The following is a 16,902-nucleotide window of genomic DNA, read 5'->3' as shown; positions in this document are numbered from 1 at the left end:
TTCTTTTCATGCCTGTGATCATAGCCCGACTCCCCCGTGGGGGGAATCGGTGACGTGACCCTTGTGTCAAGGTGGGTCATTTCACCGATAACAGGGCCCACGGCCATTGAGGCCGGTTCGGAAACCGGTATGCTGGTGCGCTTGATTGGGAGACTTCACCGATATGCCTCAACCCCTGGCAATAGCCCGCTGGGATTTATCCTGGCTACTGCACCGCGATTTGCGCGACGGTGCCTTTGCCTCGTTGGAGCGTGTCCTCGACGAAACCCAGCAGCGTGGCTTCAATGCCCTGCGCCTGGATCCCTGCCCGCATCTGGTGGCGACCCCGGAAAACGGCATCCACCTGGATCGCTGTGAATTGATGCCTCCCGGCGGACGTCAGGTGGAAGTGAAAATCCGCAATGCCCTGCAGCATCTTATGCAGTCCACCCATGAACGGGGCATGAAGGTCTGGTTCAGCAGCCGCTTCGTCAATGACAGTCGCGCCCGGCGCTCCTTCGTGCGCCGCCCGGAAGACTTTGTCTCGGTGTGGAGTGACACCCTCTCGCTGGTCTCGGACTGGGGTTACCTGGATGACGTGGCGGGGCTGGATTTCTGTTACCAGTTTCCCTCCCTGCCAGCGGCCCACGGTGTCGCCCGGCGGGTATTCCAGCGTTCTCCCGAGCGGCCACTCCCTACGCACTGGTCGGAACAGGCCAATCAGCGCCTGGAAGCCTATCTGCTGGAGATTCCCCGGGCCCTGCATGCCCTTTTTCCCTCCGTGCCCGTGGGCATGAGCACCACGGTGGCACTGAGTGAGCAGCTGCGTCAGCTGGATACCAGCGAACTGGATTTTCTGGATTTCAGCCTGTGGCTGGATGATGACCCGCGCTACAGGCTGGCCAGTGGCGACACCATGCCCCTGTCCGGGTTACTCAGCAAGTTTGCCAGCCCGGTGAAGCAGATGCTGCTGGATGCCGCCGGCAACCACTGGCAGCGCCGGCTGGAGGATCAGCTCAATCGCAGAATGGCCTTTACCCGTTTGCGGCGCATGCACCCGGTGCTCAGCGAAGGCTTCGTCAACCAGCCCCGCCATTTGCGTCGGCTGCCCACCGGCTGGGCAGACCTGCACGAAATGATGGTGGTCAACGCTCTCACCCAGGGTGTGGAAGCGCTCACCCCCAGCTCCCTGGCCTGCCCGGATTACCCCTGGCTATGGCAGGAACAGGAGTATCTGGCGCACCTGAACCGGATGATTCTGGCGGGCAGTTGATTTTACGCCGGATGCGGGATGCCAGATGCCTGACGCAAACACCCAAACCCCCAAACAGCCTAACGATACATCGCCCCACCCTGGTGATACCCCGCTGTAGGAGCGGTCGTTCGACCGCGATCCGAGCCCTGGCGAGGCAAGGATTCCAGAAACCAGGCAGAACGATCATGGGTTATGCCTTTCGAAACTCGTTACTCGCCACTCGCTTCTGGAATCCTTGCCTCGCTAGGGCTCGGATCGCTCAGGCAAGCTGAGCTCCTACGCGGGGTATAGCGAGTGTTGTATCGGTGCAATAAGGCCCGCCCGGGTTACCGGGCGGGCCTTATTGCATCAGGCACCCTCCAGCCCCTGCATCCGCCACCCAAAAATCCTCGCGAACTCTTCCGGGTCCTTGCTGCCCTGCCCCTCGCTGTGTTCGGACACCGGGCCGGCCAGGCGGGACAGCCAGAAACGCAGGGCGGCCACGGCCAGGGCCTGTTGCAGGCGTGCGCGGTCGAACGTGCCGCCATTGGCCCGGTAAGCCTCCAGCAATGCCTGCTCACGTTCCGCTATCGGCTTGCCATCAGCGGTTACACACCAGTCATTCAGGGTCACCGCCAGGTCGTATTCCGGGTGATCCAGGCAGGCGTTGTAGAAATCCAGCAGGGCACTGATTCGGCCGTCCTGCCATAACAGGTTGTCACGAAACAGGTCGCCGTGAATCAGGGTGTGGCCGGTGGGGCTGGCCTGCCAGGCGTCCAGCAGGGTACGGGCGGGGGCTTGCTGATCGGCGGGTAACTGGCTCAGCTGGTCACGCAGGGAGAGCAGTCGCTGACGCTCATCCGCGAGCGGCAGCAGAGGTTGGGTGTCGCATTGATGCAAGCGTGCCAGCAAGGCGCCGACCTGGCTGCAGCGGTTGTTATCCACGGCAAAGTCGTGCTCGCCGGGCAGGCGCGGCATGAGCACCGCGGGCTTGCCTGCCACCGTGATTTGCCACTGCCCCTGGTCATCCTCCAGCGGGCCGGGCACGGGCAGGTGTGGATCCGCGGCCAATGCCGCCAGCAGATGCAGGTAGGGGTGCACTGAATCGCTGTCCAGGCTTTCAAACACGGTCAGGACCAGGGCGGTTGCCCTGCCTTGACGATCCGTGGCGTCAATCAGGAAGGTGCTGTTCTCGATGCCATGGCTGGCCGCCCGGTAATCCACCAGCGAATAGCCAAAGGGCGCCAGCAGCCGGGCCATCTGTGTCGGGTCGAGCGGGGTATAAACGGACATGCATGGGTTCCTGATTCGGCGACCGGGAGCGGTTGCGCGGCTCCCGGGCAAAGACTCTGCCTGCTGGCGGTGGTATAACAGGCTACCGTGACTCAAAGAATAACAAAAAGGACGACCTTCCATGCGTTACTGGATGCTTTTCGGGGTACTGCTCAGCCCCGCCCTGTGGGCGGCAGACGATGCCGGGAATGAGCCTGCTGCCCAGGTGGCCCACTTTCAGGATTCCCGCTATGCCTATGCAGCGGCCAACCTGATGCACCTCAATCTGGATTACAACCGCTACGAGACCACCCCTTCCGGCCTGGCCCTGCGTATGGGGGGCATGGTGGATGAGCATTGGGGGGTGGAGCTGCGTCTGGGCACCGGGCCATCGCCGGACACCCGCCGTAGCGGTAATCGCCGCAGCAAGGTGGATTACACCGTGGATCATGTGGGCGCCTTGCTGGCCACCGGCAAATGGTCGTTCGCGTCCCCCGTGGCCAAACAGCAACTGGAGAGTTTCTTTGTGCAGGGGTTTGCCGGCATCGCCGATGTGAAGGTAAAGACCGAGGCAAGCCGCTGTAATGCCATGGGCTGTCGCAGTGATGTGGAGCGCAATGATGACACCAGCCTGGCCTTCGGGGCCGCCATCGGCGTGCGCACCGCCTGGGACATCGGCCTGAGCCTGCAGTACATGCAATACGTGGACAAGGAATACATCACCGTCACGGGTATCGAGGGCGGTCTGGAATGGTATTTCTGATACACTCGCGCTGATTCTGTTTCCAGTGCGCAGCTGGCCTGCCGCCGTGCGCCGAGATTAAGGAGTGTCGATGAACCTGGTTGCCCTGGAGCGCGCCGCGCTGAAATCCCTGATGCTGTTGCCCCGGCCGGTGCTCTCCCGGCTGGCGGCGGGAATGGAAACCCGGGGCCGGGATCATCTCGATCCGCATATCCGCTTGCTGTTGGCCCTCAGTGCGGCCAAGCCTGCCCTCAATACGGTGCCGGTGGCGCAAGCGCGCAAGCTCTATCAGGACATGATCGCGCTGCTGGATGTGGCCGAGCGTCCCATGCCGGTGGTGGTGGATCATCAGGTGCCTGTGGCAGACGACACAGCTGTGCTGGTGCGCCGCTATCGCCCGGAGAACGCGCCGCGCCTGGCCCCGGCCATCCTGTACTTCCACGGTGGCGGCTTCACCGTGGGCGGGGTGGAAGAATATGACCGGCTCTGCCGCTACATTGCCGAGCGCACCAACACCGTGGTGTTGAGTGTGGATTACCGCCTCGCCCCGGAATATCCCTCGCCCACCGGTGCCGATGATTCCCTCGCCGTGTGGCGCTGGCTGCTGGACAACACCGCCGCCCTGGGGCTGGATCCCGAACGGCTGGCGGTCATGGGTGACAGTGCCGGCGGCAACCTCAGCGCGGTGGTCTGCCAGCAGGCCAAGCTGGCGGGGCTGGCGTTGCCGGCGCTGCAGGTGCTCATCTATCCGACCACGGACGGGGCGCTGGAACATGAATCCGTGCAGACCCTGGGGCAGGGTTTCGGACTGGACCTGCCGTTGCTCACCTGGTTCCGCAGCCACTTTATTCCGGATCCCGTGATGATGGCGGATTACCGGGTGTCGCCCTTGCGCAACCCGGAGCTGGATGGTCTGCCCCCTGCGATTGTGATCACTGCCACGGATCCGCTGCGGGATGAAGGTCTGGAATACGCGGAAAAACTGCGCGCCGCCGGCGTGGACGTTACCAGCCTGGATTTCCCCCAACTGGTGCACGGTTTCATCAGCATGGGCGGCGCCATCCCGGCGGCGAGAAAAGCCGTGGATGAAATCTGCGATGCGGCGGTGAAGCAGTTGAAAGTTTAAAGTTGAAAGTTTAAAAGCGCGGGCAGGCGCGCAAGGATTTCGGGCGTTTGAGCCCGCGCCGTTACCGGTAATCGCGGGCAGGGCCTTGCAGACAGGACAACCCGGCCCGCGTTTCAACTTTGAACTTTAAACTTTCGACTCGCCTTCAAAACTCCCCCACAAACTGATTATAAAACTGCCGTGCGGTACGCCCGGAGCGCACACCCTTTTCAATGGAAAAGCGGCGCGCGCGAATATGCAGTTGCTGGCGGTCTTTCACCTGGCCAAACAGATGCTCAACGATCTCGAAATACTGGGGTTCGCTGATCGGATAAAAGCTTAGTCCCAGACCGAAACGGTCGGCCAGGGAAATCTTTTCTTCCACCGCATCACCATGATGGAGCTCACCCTCTACTACCCGAGAGTCGGCGTTGTCGTTCATGTATTCCGGCAACAGATGTCGGCGGTTGCTGGTGGCATAGATACGCACATTCTCCGGCGGCAGTTCCAGTGATCCTTCCAGCACACTCTTCAGGTGCTTGTACTGGTTCTCGCCCTCTTCAAACGACAGATCATCGCAATAAATGATAAAGCGTTGCTGGCGCTCGCGAATGTCGTCAACGATGTCCGGCAGGTCGTGCAGGTCATCCTTGTCCACCTCGATCACGCGCAGGCCCCTGGGTGCAAACTCGTTCAGCAAGGCCTTGACGATGGAAGACTTGCCAGTGCCGCGACTGCCCCACAGCAGCACATGGTTACAGGGCTTGCCCGCCAGAAAGCGTTCGGTGTTCTGGATGATTTTCTGTTTCTGGGTATCGATACCAAGCAGGTCATCCAGGCGCACCGGGTCCGGCTTGGGTACCGGTCGCAGAGTGCCGGTACGGCCACGCCAGATGGCGGCGGGCAGGGTGCGCCAGTCGATGGGTTGGGTCGTGCTCATGGAAACCTCTCGGCGGGAAAAATTCGCAAAGGGTAAATTTTAGAGAATTTCGTTCACACAAGCATGCGTTGGCGGTGCGCTTTGACTATGCTTGCACAATACTCAGTTATTACTCAGCTATTTAATTGCTCAGGAGAACCCGGATGAAAGCTGCGTACCTGGCCCTGCCGGCACTGGCACTGATGTTTGCCGGCTGCACCTACAAGTACGATACCGATTACCCCATGGGCCTGCCCGCTGATACGGAAAGCTGCCCGGAAGATCCCCCCGAGATGTGCACCCAGGATTACCGTCCGGCATTTGGCTATGACGAGGACGGCGGCATCATCGGTGAATATGGCAACGCCTGCATGGCCTGTGCCCAGGACGGGGTGATGTACTCCTCCCCGAAGAAAGACGCGCTGGCCAGCCCGGCTGCCGCTCCGGAAGACACCACCGAATAAGCGAGTTCGTCGTTGACGTCACCCCTGACCCGGCTGCTGGATTTCGATGACCAATACCGTCGTGACAGCCAGCAGTCGCAGGCGTTTCTACACCGGCGTGATCGCCGTTTCGCCCAACAGCAGCAGGACCAGCGGCAACCGCTGACCGCGGACACATGGCTGGCGGAACTGCGCGCCCTCAATGATCAGCGTCAGTCCAGTGGAAGGGATCCGCGCCTGCGTCGCTGGCGCCAGGCGCGCTGGATCTTTGCCGGGCTGGGGACGGTGCTGGGTGCGGCTTTCATGGCGGGGCTGCTGTTCTATGATGGCAGTCGCCAGATCAATGTGACCCTGCTGTTGCTGCTGGTGGGGGTGCAGCTGGGGCTGGCACTGCTGACCAGTCTGCAAGCCTGGCTGGGCTGGCAGCCCTGGGCCAGTCTGCTGGGCCGCACGGCTGAACAGGGTGATCCGCTACAGCCACTGCGGCCTGCCCTGTCTGCCCGTATCGCCCATACCGGTGGACTGATGTTTGCCATCAGCGGCCTGCTCACCCTGCTGGCCATGGTGACGGTACAGGATCTGGCCTTTGGCTGGAGCACTACCCTGCAGGCTTCTGCCGAGGGCTACCACCGGCTGGTGTCCGTGGTTGCCCTGCCCTGGCAGTCGCTCTGGCCGGCGGCATTTCCCAGTGCCGAGCTGGTGGCCGCCTCGCAGTACTACCGGCTTGGCGATAACCCGGTGAGTGATCCGGCGTTGCTGGGTAACTGGTGGCCTTTCATACTGATGGCCTGGCTGACCTACGTGGTCCTGCCGCGCCTGGCACTGCTGGTGCTGGCGGCACTGCAGGTGCGTTGGCAGGCGGCCGCTTCGCTGCGTCGTCATCCGGGTTACCAGCCGCTGTTCTACCGCTTTGAAACCCCGTGGGTAGAAACCCGTGGCGACGAAGAGGCTCCCCGCCAGCCTGCACCGGTGCAGGTGGCCATGGCGCCGCTGCCAGAGACGGGCACCCTGATCCACTGGGCCGGTGCCGGCCAGGCCAGTGCCGGGTTGGTGGCCCAGCTGACCACGCAGGCGTCGCCGCTGCAGCTCCGTGCCGGCGGCAACAGCAGTCTGGAGGAGGATGCGGACACCCTGCGTCGGGCTGGCGAGCGAGGCCAGCCGGTGATTCTGGTGGCGCGGGGCTGGGAGCCGCCCACCGGCGAACTGGCCGACTTCCTGCTGGACGCTCGCGAGCAATGGCCCGCCGGCACCCTGCTGGCGCTGGTGCCACTGGCCGATGAACAGGGTGGCGAGCTCACCGATGACAAGTTGCTGGCCCAGTGGCAGCGCTTCATTGAGCGTCAAAAGGACGCAAGCCTGCTGCTCTGCGCAGCGAATCTCCCGTAGGGCGGAAATCGGCGAAAGCCGATCTCCGCCACTTGGTATTGATCATCACGACACGCTGACACCATGGACGACAACGGCAAGACACAGACCCACGACGACCGCCACAGCGACGCTGCCCTGCCCCGCTTTGCCGTGGTCGGCCACCCCAACAAGGGTAAATCCAGCGTGGTAGCCACCCTGGCCCAGAACGACTCCATTGCCATTGCCATGGAGTCCGGCACCACCCGTGACAGCCACCGCTACCCCATGAAAGTGGACGACTTCACCCTGTACGAGCTTGTCGACACCCCAGGGTTCCAGCGTCCCCGCAAGGTGCTGGCCTGGCTGCAGGGGCACAGTCTGTCTGCCTCGGACCGTCCCGACACGGTGGCGGCGTTCGTGACACAGCACAGCGATGATCCGCGCTACCACGACGAATGCGAATTGTTGCGTCCCATCGTGGAGGGCGCCGGCATCATCTATGTGGTGGATGGATCCGTGCCCTACAACCGGGAGCACGAAGCAGAAATGAACATCCTGCGCTGGACGGGCCGCCCCAGCCTGGCGTTGATTAACCAGATCGGCAGCGATGACTACAGCGCTGACTGGGAGGCCGCCCTGGGGCAGTACTTCCAGATCGTGAGACGCTTTGATGCGGTGCGCGCACCGTTCGAAAAGCACCTGGAACTGTTGCGCAGCTTCGGTGAACTGGCACCAAACTGGCGCGAACCCCTGGATGCAGCACTGGAATATCTGCAGGCGCTCAAATTCGGCCGCGACCATCAGGCGCTGGAGTGCATGGCGGATGCCCTGATCGAGATGCTCGGCCATCAGCAAACCGTCCGGCTGGGAGAGCACGAGCGTGCTGCGCTCCTGTTGCCTACCCTGCGCCAGCGCTGGCAAGCCTGGCAGCGTGAGCGGGAGCAGCGTCTGCGTCACAGTGTGGAAGATCTTTATCAGCATCGCCGTTTGCAGCGGCAGGAATCGGATCTCTCCCTGCCGGATGGGGATGACCTGTTCGGCGAACGCACCCGGCAGTTGTGGGGCATCAGCAAGGGCCAGCTGGCCGCGGCGGGCTTTGGTGCCGGCGCCGTGGGCGGCGCCGGGTTGGATGCGGCCACCCTTGGTCATTCCCTGGGGACGGGGGCCCTGATTGGCGGATTGCTCGGTGCCGCAGGCAGTTATTACTACAGTGACAAACTCACCAAAGTGAAGCTGGGTCCGCTCAGCGGTGGCTTCCGGGAAGCCATTTATGGTCCCCTGAAAGATCCCCAGTTTGGTTATGTGGTGCTGGGACGGGCGCTGGTGCACTGGTACCAGATCAGCCAGCGTAACCATGCCGGCCGGGATGTGCTGGTGGTCACCGACAGTGATGGCCACTGGCTTGAGGAGCTGTCCCGGGGGGACCGCAATGGCTTGCAGAAATCCCTGCTGGCGTTGTCCCGGCGGCGGTTTGAGCCCAGCAAGCGGCAGCGGCTGATTGAGCAGCTGGAGCTGGCCCAGCAGGCCTTCGCCCAGTGGCAGATGAAGCGATTTTCAGAAGGCCAATAATGCAAATCTGCGCACATTTAGCCTGCGGGATGGTTCACAAGTTCAAAATTTGCACGCCGCTCAGTCCCTAAAAATGCCCTGGCAGCGGTTTGTGAAGGAGGTTCGCGGGTGATGCTGGCATGGTGGAATCGAGAGATTGAGGACACCCCATGCTGCCTGAAGAAATCAAACTAAGACTGGCTTCCTTTTCCCGCCCCGCCTGGCGTCCCCAAGCCGGTCCGGCGGTACCGGGTGCCATGTCCAAGTTCGGTGGTCTGCCGCTGCTGAAACCTGACGAATCCTGGCCTTGCTGCGGGCATTGTCATCAGCCGATGCAGCTGTTTGTGCAGCTGGAATCCCGTGATTTGCCTCGCAACATGCGCTCCCCCTTCGGTGATGGGGTGTTGCAGGTGTTCTATTGCACCAATGGCGAGGAAGACTGTGAGGTGCTGGGTCAGTCCCACCTGCCCTTCTCTGATGCGTCCCTGGTACGGGTGATTCCCCGCGACCAGGCCAACGGTTTTGATGCGCTGCCGGTACGCTTGCCAGATGCCCTTCCGGAACGTTCACTGACCGGCTGGATTCCCCTGGCGGACTACCCGGACCAAAAGGAAACCGCGGCGATCAATGATCCTGATGGTGCGCTGGATGGCACCCTGGCGTTACTTCATGCCCACCGCCCGGCCCCGCGCCCCGGTGACAAGCTGATGGGCTGGCCCCACTGGGTCGACAACGTGAGCTACCCCAGCTGCCCCTGCTGCCGGGAACCCATGCAGTTCGTGATGCAGCTGGATTCCGTGGATACCCTGCCATTCCGCTTTGGCCACTACGGCTGTGCGCACATTTTCCAGTGCGAGACCCACCGCGACGTGATGACGCTCACCTGGCAAAGCCGGCCAGTTTAAGAGATGCATCAAGCAACACGCTGCACGCAACACGGATCGCCGTGGCTGGATAGGCTGTAGGAGCTCTCTGTGCTCGTCAGGGTATGCCTGCAAGCGATCCGAGCCAGGGAGAACAGCAGTTGAAAGTTCAAAGTTCAAAGTTGAAAAGGCGCGAGAGGGTTTTTGCCGTTTTGGGCTGCTGTGCCCGCGCCCTTACCGATGAGCGCGGGCAAGGCATCGCAAACTCTGCCGCCCTGGCCCGCGTTTAAACTTTGAACTTTAAACTTTGAACTCTATCTCCCGCGTTGTCGCTTGTCGCTACTGCCCCCTCTCCTGCCGATACCGCTGCGGCGACACGCCCATCACCCGCTTGAACAGCCGGGAAAAATAATACGGATCGTCATGGCCCAGTCGGGCGGCGATTTCCGCCACGGTGTCCTCGGTGATATCCAGCAGGTAGCAGGCATGGCTCACCTTGATGCGCTGAAAGGCCTGCATGGGGGTTTGCCCGGTCTGGCGCTTGTATTCACGAATGAAGTGATAGCGGGACAGCTCGCTGGTGGCCGCCGCCAACTCATCCAGGGTCAGGCGCCGATGCAGGGCGGTCTGCAGATAGCCGTTGACCCTGTTCACATCCAGGGTGGCATGGCGCACATCATGCTGATGGCGCATCAGGGCGGCGAATGCCAGCAGGCTGCGCAGCAGGTTGGCGGCATACACCAGGTGCTCCGGCTGCACCCGGGTAGCTGCGGCCAGCAGCGCCTGAAACTCTTCCGCCAGCCGCGAATGCACTCCTACCCGCACGGTGCGGCCCCCGCTGTGCCCGGCAATTTCGTCAAAAAAACGCGGCACTTCATGGCCCCCCAGATGCACCCAGTAAATGCTCCAGGGATCACGGCTGTCGGCCTGGTAGCGATGGGCGAGGGTGGCGGGAAGCAGCACCAGCTCGCCCCCTGCCACCGTGTAGCGGCGCCCTTCAACCTGTAGCTCCCCACGCCCGCTGATGCAGTAGATCAACAGGAAATCCGCAGGGTTGTGCCTTTGCATTCGGTGCCCACGGGCTTGCGGGTAATAGCCCACCCCGTGTGGCATGCAGCCGTCACAGAGTGGATGCCCGGCAATGCTGTCCAGCACAGCGGGGGGAATGATGGTCCGCTGGCCGCTGGCCGGTAATGGCCAGCTGGAGGGTTCTGCCGGGGCGTGACTGGGGGAAGGTGTGTAGTCCATAAACCGCAATATAATCCATCAGGAGCAAAAGAGGCTATCTGCCGCAGGGCGGCGCTGTGCTACAACAGAGCCATAACGCCAACGACTGACATTCCGGAGAGCCCCATGAGCCGTCGCATGCCCCTGCTGATCAACGGTGAATTTGTCGCCAGCACCACCGACCAGTGGATCCCGGTGACCAACCCTGCCACCCAGGCGGTGCTGTGCGAGGCGCCAGCCACCACCCCTGACGAAATGGAACAGGCCATCGCTGCCGCCAAAGGGGCTTTTGAAAGCTGGAAGGAAGTGCCGGTGTCCGAGCGGGCCCGACTGATGCTGCGTTATCAGGCCTTGCTCAAGGAGCACCAGGAAGAAATCGCCGAGATCCTCAGTCAGGAAACCGGCAAGACCTTCGAGGATGCCAAGGGGGATGTGTGGCGCGGCATCGAAGTGGCCGAGCAGGCGGCCAACATCGCTTCATTGATGATGGGTGAAACCGTGGAGAATGTGGCGCGCAGTATCGACACCCACTCCTGGACCCAGCCCCTGGGCGTGTGCGCCGGCATTACCCCGTTCAACTTCCCGGCCATGATTCCCCTGTGGATGTTCCCGTTGGCCATCGCCGCCGGCAACACCTTCGTGCTCAAGCCATCCGAACAGGACCCCATGACGCCCAACCGTCTGGCAGAACTGTTTCTGGAAGCTGGTGCGCCTCCCGGTGTGTTGCAGCTGGTGCACGGCGGCAAAGAACAGGTGGATACCCTGCTGACCCATCCGGACATCAAGGCGGTGTCCTTCGTAGGGTCCGTGCCGGTGGGCCAGCATGTGTATCGCACCGCCACCGATCACATGAAACGTGCCCAGTGTTTTGCCGGTGCCAAGAATCACATGGTGATCATGCCGGATGCCAACAAGGATCAGGTCATCAACAGTCTGGTGGGGGCGTCCTGTGGCGCGGCCGGTCAGCGTTGCATGGCTATCAGCGTGGCGGTGTTCGTGGGAGATTCGAAAGCGTGGATCGATGAACTGAAAGACGAGTTTGCGAAAATCCGCCCGGGTGCGTGGAATGATCCGCAAGCGGCGTACGGTCCGCAGATCAGCCCGCAGGCAAAGCAGCGTGTGCTGACCCTGATCAAACAAGGCAAGGAAGAGGGCGCCACCTGTTTGCTGGATGGTTCCGATTGTACTGTGGACGGTCTGCCCGACGGCAACTGGGTCGGCCCGACCCTGTTTTCGGATGTGACCCCGGACATGTCCATCTACAAGGAAGAAATTTTCGGCCCGGTACTGTGTTGTGTCAGCGTGGATACCCTCGAAGACGCCCTGCAATTGGTGAACAACAGTCCCTACGGCAATGGCACCTCCATCTTTACCGCCAGTGGCGCCGCGGCACGTAAATACCAACATGAAGTGGAAGTGGGGCAGGTGGGTATCAATGTGCCTATCCCGGTGCCGCTGCCGTTCTTCAGCTTCACCGGCTGGAAGGGGTCGTTCTATGGTGATCAGCATGCCTACGGCAAACAGGCGGTGCGTTTCTACACCGAAACCAAAACTGTCACCAGCCGCTGGTTCGAAGACGACATCCCGGCTTCCGGCCCAAACATGAGCATTCATTTGAAATAATCCAGCGGGCACCCTGTGGGAGCTTGCTTGCAAGCGAAAGGTTTTAATCCAAGGCCGATTCGCTTGCAGGCAAGCTCCCACAAAGGTTGCTGAACAGGAACAGCCGCAGAGAGACAACCGTGGACTTTTCTTTTAATGAAGAACAGCAGGCTTTCCGCGAAACCGCACGACAGTTTTCCGAAAAGGAGCTGGCCCCGTTTGCGGCGGAATGGGATGCGAAAAGTATTTTCCCCAAAGATGCCATTCGTAAAGCCGGCGAGCTGGGGTTTTGTTCCCTGTACTGTTCTGAAGAGCTGGGTGGTATGGGGCTGTCCCGTCTTGATGCGGCACTGATTTTCGAACAGCTGTCCCAAGGCTGCACCTCTACCACCGCGTTCATCACCATCCACAACATGGCCACCTGGATGCTGACGCAGTTTGGTAATGACGCCACACGGGCACGCTGGGCCGATGACCTGATGGCGGGCAAAAAGCTGGCGTCCTATTGCCTCACCGAACCCAATGCGGGGTCGGATGCGGCATCGCTCTCCACCACCGCCCGAAAGGACGGTGACAGCTATGTGCTGAACGGCGCCAAGGCGTTTATTTCCGGCGCCGGTGATACCGATGTGCTGGTGCTCATGGCACGTACCGGCGGCCCCGGAGCTGGAGGCATTTCCTGCTTTGCGGTACCGGCGGATACGCCGGGCGTTTCCTACGGTCGCAACGAAGACAAGATGGGCTGGAAAAGCCAGCCCACCCGCGCCGTGATCATGGAAGAGGCGCGCATTCCTGCCGAATGTCTGATGGGTGAGGAAGGGCAGGGTTTCAAGATCGCCATGGGTGGCCTGGATGGCGGCCGTATCAATATCGCCAGTTGTTCCCTTGGCGCTGCCCAGGCGGCATTGCAGCAGGCCCAGGCCTATGTGCAGGAACGCAAACAGTTCGGCCAGGCCATCAGTGATTTCCAGACAGTGCAATTTACCCTGGCCGACATGGCCACGGAACTGGTGGCTGCACAACAGATGGTACGGCTCGCGGCCTGGAAACTGGACCAGAATCACAGCGACAAGAGCATGCTCTGTGCCATGGCCAAGCGCCTGGCCACCGATCTGTGCTTCAACATCTGCAACCAGGCGCTGCAGTTACACGGAGGCTACGGTTACATCCGCGAGTATCCACTGGAACGTTACCTGCGCGATGCCCGCGTCCACCAGATTCTGGAAGGCACCAACGAAATCATGCGCGTGATTATCGCGCGTAATGTGCTGAAGGATCTGTCGTTTTTGTAATGAGCGCAGTAGGAGCCTGCCTGCAGGCGATCTTTTCTGGAAGAAGGTCGGACGTCGAAAGCCGGACGCAAATCAAAACACCGCCGTAGGAGCGGCGCCAGAGCTGCGAAGGTTCCAGCGAGGTTATCCCAATATGCGGTTCGCGGCTCGAGCGCCGCTCCTACAGAAAGAAAATGCGAAGGAGAGAGAACAATGAAAATCGGATTCTTCGGTGTCGGTCATATGGGTGGCCCCATGGCGGCGAACCTGGTCAAGGCCGGACACGAGGTAACCGCCTTTGATCTGGTTCCAGAGCTGCTCAAGACGGCGGTGGAACAGGGCGCCAAAGCAGCAGGCAGTGCCGCACAAGCGGTGCAGGGTGCTGAGGTGGTGATCAGCATGTTGCCTTCAGCGGGTGCCGTGCGTGGCCTCTATCTGGGAGAGGATGGCGTGTTGCAGCACATTGATCCCAGCGCCCTGATCATCGACTGCTCCACCATCGACGCGGACACCGCCCGTGATGTGGCCGGTATGGCCAAAGAACAGGGCAGGGTGATGATTGATGCGCCGGTTTCCGGCGGTGTGGGGGGAGCCAAAGCCGGCTCCCTCACCTTTATCTGTGGCGGTGAAACACAGGCCATCGACCAGGCCCGCCCGGTGCTGGAATGCATGGGCGCCCAGGTGTTCCGTGCTGGCGACAACGGCGCCGGGCAGCTGGCGAAAATCTGCAACAACATGCTTCTCGCCATCCACATGATCGGCACCGCCGAAGCGCTACAGATGGGCGCGGACCACGGCCTCGACCCCGCAGTGCTGTCGGACATCATGAAGGCCAGCTCCGGAGACAACTGGTCCCTGGACAAGTACAACCCCTGGCCCGGCGTGATGGAAAACGTGCCGTCATCGAAAGATTATGAAGGCGGCTTTGCGGTGAAGCTGATGAACAAGGACCTGGGCCTGGCCCTGCAGGCGGCTCTCAGTTCCCAGTCCGCCACACCCATGGGCAATCTGGCCAAATCCCTCTATGCCGCCCATGGCAATCACGGTTATTCGGACAAGGATTTTTCCAGCATACAGCGTTTCTTTCGCCACAAAGAACGCAATGAATAATGAACAATTAATAGTTAATAACGAAAATAAAAAAGCCGCGCCCCAACCGGGCTGCGGCCTTTTTTTGTTTCGCTGTTAACTGTTCACTATTCACTGTTAACTATCGACTGCCAGCGGAAGGAGCGGGCGGTGAGGGTAAGGCCAGGTGAAAAACTCAACCGGTGATGTGAAAAGGGTTACTGATAGAGCTTCTCAAAAGTCGCGGCGCTGAAACCATTCATGCGTTTGTTGCCAACCAGAATGATGGGCACTCCCTTCCCGTTCAGCTTCTCAAATCCCGCTTTACCCGCCTGGCTGGTTTCAACATCGTATTCGGTAAAGCCAATGTTATTGGCTTCAAAATAGCGCCTTGCCTTTGTGCACACACCGCACCAGCTGGCGGAGTACATGACAACCCGGTGGCGTTTATCGGAGGAGGGAAGTGCAACGGAGAGACTGTCGTAAGTGACGCTTTCGAAGGTGTTGATTTTGAGTTTCAAACTCTCCGAAGCGTGCGCCTCGGAGGGGGAATCAGAAAAGTGAACATTGCCCTGGTCGTCTACCCAACGGTAAATGCCGGATGACCAAGCCACTGCACACAGGCAAACCAATAAAAGTGAAAGCAATCCCTTCATGATGGTTCCTTTTGAACTTGCCAGGTTTGCAGGCTGGCCATGTCATTGATTCCGGTTTCGATATTTTCTGGCATAACCGACAATCACCGCAGCGTACCAGATCAAGTTAACAGCCCCGATAACGATAGGCAGAAACCACATTTCCAAAAAAGTATTGATCCGCGCATTGTCTGGCGCTTCCGTGTCATACAGGACTTCGACGGTGGTGCCGATCTGGTCATCGCACTCACGGAAAAAGCGTATCTCATCCACCGTCCCGGAGAGCGTTTGCCCAGAGGGTCTCTGTACCACGGGTACGCGGTTGTATCGTGAATTCTGTCCGCCTGCACGAATAGAACGACAATCGATTATCTGGGCCTGTTCGCTCCCGTCATAACGCAATGCAGCAACGGTGTCTTTTGATACCAGATACAGGCCGATAGCGGGCCCGAGTAGAATCATCAACAGCAGGGCCCCGCCAATCAGATAACCGATTATCTTCATCTTCCCTCACAAAATTCTGCCTTGATGGTTGGCTGGTGCTTCTTGAGGAGCTTGGTGTGGTAACGCTGCCAGCATGCGCGCCTTTGTAGTGCAGGCGAAGCCGGAATGAAAAAGTCGCCGTGCCTGGCCTTGTTAGGCAATCGCTGACTCCTTATGCTCAATGTATTTCCTGTATATCAGCGCCTGCCTTTCTGCGGCGTCCTTAAGTTTGGGGTTTTCTTCAAGTAGCTCATCCACGAGAACAATTGGTTCTTTTAAAGGAGAAAATCCAATTTTTTCCCATAAACGCATGCTGGAAGGTGCAAGGGCAAGAACTTCAGACTCTAGAGAAGTTAGAAAGGAGAAATAATTCCCTGCACGCTTCTCCGCAGGGATCTCAACAAACGTGACCCTGCAGTGCTTGCGTATAAATAATGTCCGCAGTCTTTTTGCTAGTTTTGCATCATTTGGATCTTGAGCATTTAGAGCGGCTGAAGGATCTAACTTCTTGCAGTACCTCCACATTCTGCCCGTGCAATAGGCTTGAGAAAACTTATGGCTACGCCCTTCACTGCCAGTAACGTGTTTACTTCCAACTCGCTTTCTGAAGCCTTCTGTCGCTTTCGGCGTGCAACCAATGTATCGGATTTTCTTCTCGTGATCCCAGAGAGCATAAATGCCATACGTTTCGGGTAAATCTGTCAGTAACTGAGGTTCACTTGTTCTCAATTTTTCGAGTATTTCTAGACTGTTCATAGTTTCATCCTTTATGCCTAACGCCTGGCGCAGCGGACAAATTGAAGTGAGGAACGAGCGGAAATTTGGTCCTGCTGCCGCCACTTGTTAAATGCCATACTCGCGTTCCACCCTAGCCACACGAACCCGAAATTCTGAGTACCATTTTTCATGCCCCAGCCGCTGGGCTTCACTATGCTCGGAATTACTCTTCCAGCTAGCTATGGACTCAAGACTTTCCCAATACGACACAGTAATACCCAACCCCTCTCTGGCAGACTCGAAGCCGAGAAACCCTGGTTGCTCCGCCGCCAACTCAACCATCCGGCCAGCCATATCACCGTAACCATCGTCGCCTTCTGTACGGTGGCTGCTGAATATAACCGCGTAATATGGTGGTTCGGGGGTATTGGCTATCTCAGACATAGA

17 protein-coding genes are annotated in these 16,902 nt (G+C 59.8%); 10 read left to right on the top strand and 7 right to left on the bottom strand.

The genetic code is table 11. From position 1 onward, the window contains the following. Positions 1-163 precede the first annotated feature (163 nt). The gene (locus HF945_RS15070; protein WP_290523386.1) at positions 164-1,252 is read left to right on the top strand and encodes a cellulase-like family protein; all 1,089 of its coding nucleotides are present in this window, start codon (positions 164-166) and stop codon (positions 1,250-1,252) included. Between the two features lie 330 nt (positions 1,253-1,582). On the opposite strand, the gene HF945_RS15065 is transcribed toward HF945_RS15070, so the two are convergent. Next, positions 1,583-2,506 (bottom strand): homoserine kinase, encoded by a 924-nt coding sequence (locus tag HF945_RS15065; RefSeq protein WP_290523385.1) that lies wholly within the window; start codon positions 2,504-2,506, stop codon positions 1,583-1,585. A gap of 121 nt (positions 2,507-2,627) precedes the next feature. Between HF945_RS15065 and HF945_RS15060 the strand changes: the two genes are divergently transcribed. Together HF945_RS15060 and HF945_RS15055 are read left to right on the top strand one after the other, a co-directional pair. After that, positions 2,628-3,248 carry an outer membrane beta-barrel protein gene (locus HF945_RS15060; protein ID WP_290523384.1) on the top strand — a complete coding sequence of 207 codons (621 nt, stop codon included), beginning with the start codon at positions 2,628-2,630 and terminating at the stop codon, positions 3,246-3,248. Between the two features lie 70 nt (positions 3,249-3,318). Further along, positions 3,319-4,353 (top strand): alpha/beta hydrolase, encoded by a 1,035-nt coding sequence (locus tag HF945_RS15055; protein WP_290523383.1) that lies wholly within the window; start codon positions 3,319-3,321, stop codon positions 4,351-4,353. Positions 4,354-4,498: 145 nt separating this feature from the next. Here the strand turns inward: HF945_RS15055 and HF945_RS15050 are convergent, their stop codons facing one another. Further along, positions 4,499-5,272 (bottom strand): ATP-binding protein, encoded by a 774-nt coding sequence (locus HF945_RS15050; protein WP_290523382.1) that lies wholly within the window; start codon positions 5,270-5,272, stop codon positions 4,499-4,501. A gap of 143 nt (positions 5,273-5,415) precedes the next feature. Here HF945_RS15050 and HF945_RS15045 point away from each other — a divergent pair, with 143 nt between their 5' ends. The 4 genes from HF945_RS15045 to HF945_RS15030 all read left to right on the top strand — a co-directional run bounded on the left by HF945_RS15045 (position 5,416) and on the right by HF945_RS15030 (position 9,494). Further along, positions 5,416-5,715 carry a hypothetical protein gene (locus tag HF945_RS15045; RefSeq protein ID WP_290523381.1) on the top strand — a complete coding sequence of 100 codons (300 nt, stop codon included), beginning with the start codon at positions 5,416-5,418 and terminating at the stop codon, positions 5,713-5,715. Between the two features lie 12 nt (positions 5,716-5,727). Further along, complete coding sequence (locus HF945_RS15040) at positions 5,728-7,080, top strand: DUF2868 domain-containing protein (RefSeq protein ID WP_290523380.1); 1,353 nt, start codon at positions 5,728-5,730, stop codon at positions 7,078-7,080. Positions 7,081-7,143: 63 nt separating this feature from the next. After that, on the top strand, positions 7,144-8,610 hold the full coding sequence (locus HF945_RS15035; RefSeq protein WP_290523379.1) for a GTPase/DUF3482 domain-containing protein: 1,467 nt from the start codon (positions 7,144-7,146) through the stop codon (positions 8,608-8,610). A gap of 149 nt (positions 8,611-8,759) precedes the next feature. Then, entirely contained in the window at positions 8,760-9,494 is a 735-nt protein-coding gene (locus HF945_RS15030) for a DUF1963 domain-containing protein (protein WP_290523378.1), read from the top strand. Positions 9,495-9,791: 297 nt separating this feature from the next. On the opposite strand, the gene HF945_RS15025 is transcribed toward HF945_RS15030, so the two are convergent. Further along, positions 9,792-10,700: an AraC family transcriptional regulator gene (locus tag HF945_RS15025; RefSeq protein WP_290523377.1), complete on the bottom strand. Its 909-nt coding sequence runs from the start codon at positions 10,698-10,700 to the stop codon at positions 9,792-9,794. Positions 10,701-10,805: 105 nt separating this feature from the next. Here HF945_RS15025 and HF945_RS15020 point away from each other — a divergent pair, with 105 nt between their 5' ends. From HF945_RS15020 to mmsB, 3 genes are all read left to right on the top strand, one after another. Further along, positions 10,806-12,302 (top strand): CoA-acylating methylmalonate-semialdehyde dehydrogenase, encoded by a 1,497-nt coding sequence (locus tag HF945_RS15020; protein ID WP_290523376.1) that lies wholly within the window; start codon positions 10,806-10,808, stop codon positions 12,300-12,302. Positions 12,303-12,421: 119 nt separating this feature from the next. Continuing rightward, positions 12,422-13,573: an acyl-CoA dehydrogenase family protein gene (locus HF945_RS15015; RefSeq protein WP_290523375.1), complete on the top strand. Its 1,152-nt coding sequence runs from the start codon at positions 12,422-12,424 to the stop codon at positions 13,571-13,573. Between the two features lie 192 nt (positions 13,574-13,765). After that, on the top strand, positions 13,766-14,662 hold the full coding sequence (gene mmsB, locus HF945_RS15010) for a 3-hydroxyisobutyrate dehydrogenase (RefSeq protein WP_290523374.1): 897 nt from the start codon (positions 13,766-13,768) through the stop codon (positions 14,660-14,662). A gap of 176 nt (positions 14,663-14,838) precedes the next feature. On the opposite strand, the gene HF945_RS15005 is transcribed toward mmsB, so the two are convergent. The 4 genes from HF945_RS15005 to HF945_RS14990 all read right to left on the bottom strand — a co-directional run bounded on the left by HF945_RS15005 (position 14,839) and on the right by HF945_RS14990 (position 16,899). After that, on the bottom strand, positions 14,839-15,276 hold the full coding sequence (locus HF945_RS15005; RefSeq protein WP_290523373.1) for a DUF4124 domain-containing protein: 438 nt from the start codon (positions 15,274-15,276) through the stop codon (positions 14,839-14,841). A gap of 42 nt (positions 15,277-15,318) precedes the next feature. Beyond that, the gene (locus tag HF945_RS15000) at positions 15,319-15,759 is read right to left on the bottom strand and encodes a DUF3592 domain-containing protein (protein WP_290523372.1); all 441 of its coding nucleotides are present in this window, start codon (positions 15,757-15,759) and stop codon (positions 15,319-15,321) included. Positions 15,760-15,891: 132 nt separating this feature from the next. Next, the gene (locus HF945_RS14995) at positions 15,892-16,494 is read right to left on the bottom strand and encodes a hypothetical protein (RefSeq protein WP_290523371.1); all 603 of its coding nucleotides are present in this window, start codon (positions 16,492-16,494) and stop codon (positions 15,892-15,894) included. Positions 16,495-16,581: 87 nt separating this feature from the next. Continuing rightward, the gene (locus HF945_RS14990) at positions 16,582-16,899 is read right to left on the bottom strand and encodes an antibiotic biosynthesis monooxygenase (protein WP_290523370.1); all 318 of its coding nucleotides are present in this window, start codon (positions 16,897-16,899) and stop codon (positions 16,582-16,584) included. Positions 16,900-16,902 lie beyond the last annotated feature (3 nt).

The sequence above is a fragment of the Alcanivorax sp. genome (assembly GCF_017794965.1).
Classification (GTDB): domain Bacteria; phylum Pseudomonadota; class Gammaproteobacteria; order Pseudomonadales; family Alcanivoracaceae; genus Alcanivorax.
Note: the sequence above shows the minus strand (reverse complement) of the source record. Positions and strands in the feature narration are given on the sequence as shown.

Coding starts and splice junctions, on each gene's coding strand:
- HF945_RS15020 (WP_290523376.1), top strand. CDS start 10,806: ATGAGCCGTCGCATGCCCCTGCTGATCAACGGTGAATTTGTCGCCAGC.
- HF945_RS15060 (WP_290523384.1), top strand. CDS start 2,628: ATGCGTTACTGGATGCTTTTCGGGGTACTGCTCAGCCCCGCCCTGTGG.
- HF945_RS15005 (WP_290523373.1), bottom strand. CDS start 15,276: ATGAAGGGATTGCTTTCACTTTTATTGGTTTGCCTGTGTGCAGTGGCT.
- HF945_RS15030 (WP_290523378.1), top strand. CDS start 8,760: ATGCTGCCTGAAGAAATCAAACTAAGACTGGCTTCCTTTTCCCGCCCC.
- HF945_RS15000 (WP_290523372.1), bottom strand. CDS start 15,759: ATGAAGATAATCGGTTATCTGATTGGCGGGGCCCTGCTGTTGATGATT.
- HF945_RS15025 (WP_290523377.1), bottom strand. CDS start 10,700: ATGGACTACACACCTTCCCCCAGTCACGCCCCGGCAGAACCCTCCAGC.
- HF945_RS15065 (WP_290523385.1), bottom strand. CDS start 2,506: ATGTCCGTTTATACCCCGCTCGACCCGACACAGATGGCCCGGCTGCTG.
- mmsB (WP_290523374.1), top strand. CDS start 13,766: ATGAAAATCGGATTCTTCGGTGTCGGTCATATGGGTGGCCCCATGGCG.
- HF945_RS14990 (WP_290523370.1), bottom strand. CDS start 16,899: ATGTCTGAGATAGCCAATACCCCCGAACCACCATATTACGCGGTTATA.
- HF945_RS15050 (WP_290523382.1), bottom strand. CDS start 5,272: ATGAGCACGACCCAACCCATCGACTGGCGCACCCTGCCCGCCGCCATC.
- HF945_RS15035 (WP_290523379.1), top strand. CDS start 7,144: ATGGACGACAACGGCAAGACACAGACCCACGACGACCGCCACAGCGAC.
- HF945_RS15070 (WP_290523386.1), top strand. CDS start 164: ATGCCTCAACCCCTGGCAATAGCCCGCTGGGATTTATCCTGGCTACTG.
- HF945_RS14995 (WP_290523371.1), bottom strand. CDS start 16,494: ATGAACAGTCTAGAAATACTCGAAAAATTGAGAACAAGTGAACCTCAG.
- HF945_RS15045 (WP_290523381.1), top strand. CDS start 5,416: ATGAAAGCTGCGTACCTGGCCCTGCCGGCACTGGCACTGATGTTTGCC.
- HF945_RS15055 (WP_290523383.1), top strand. CDS start 3,319: ATGAACCTGGTTGCCCTGGAGCGCGCCGCGCTGAAATCCCTGATGCTG.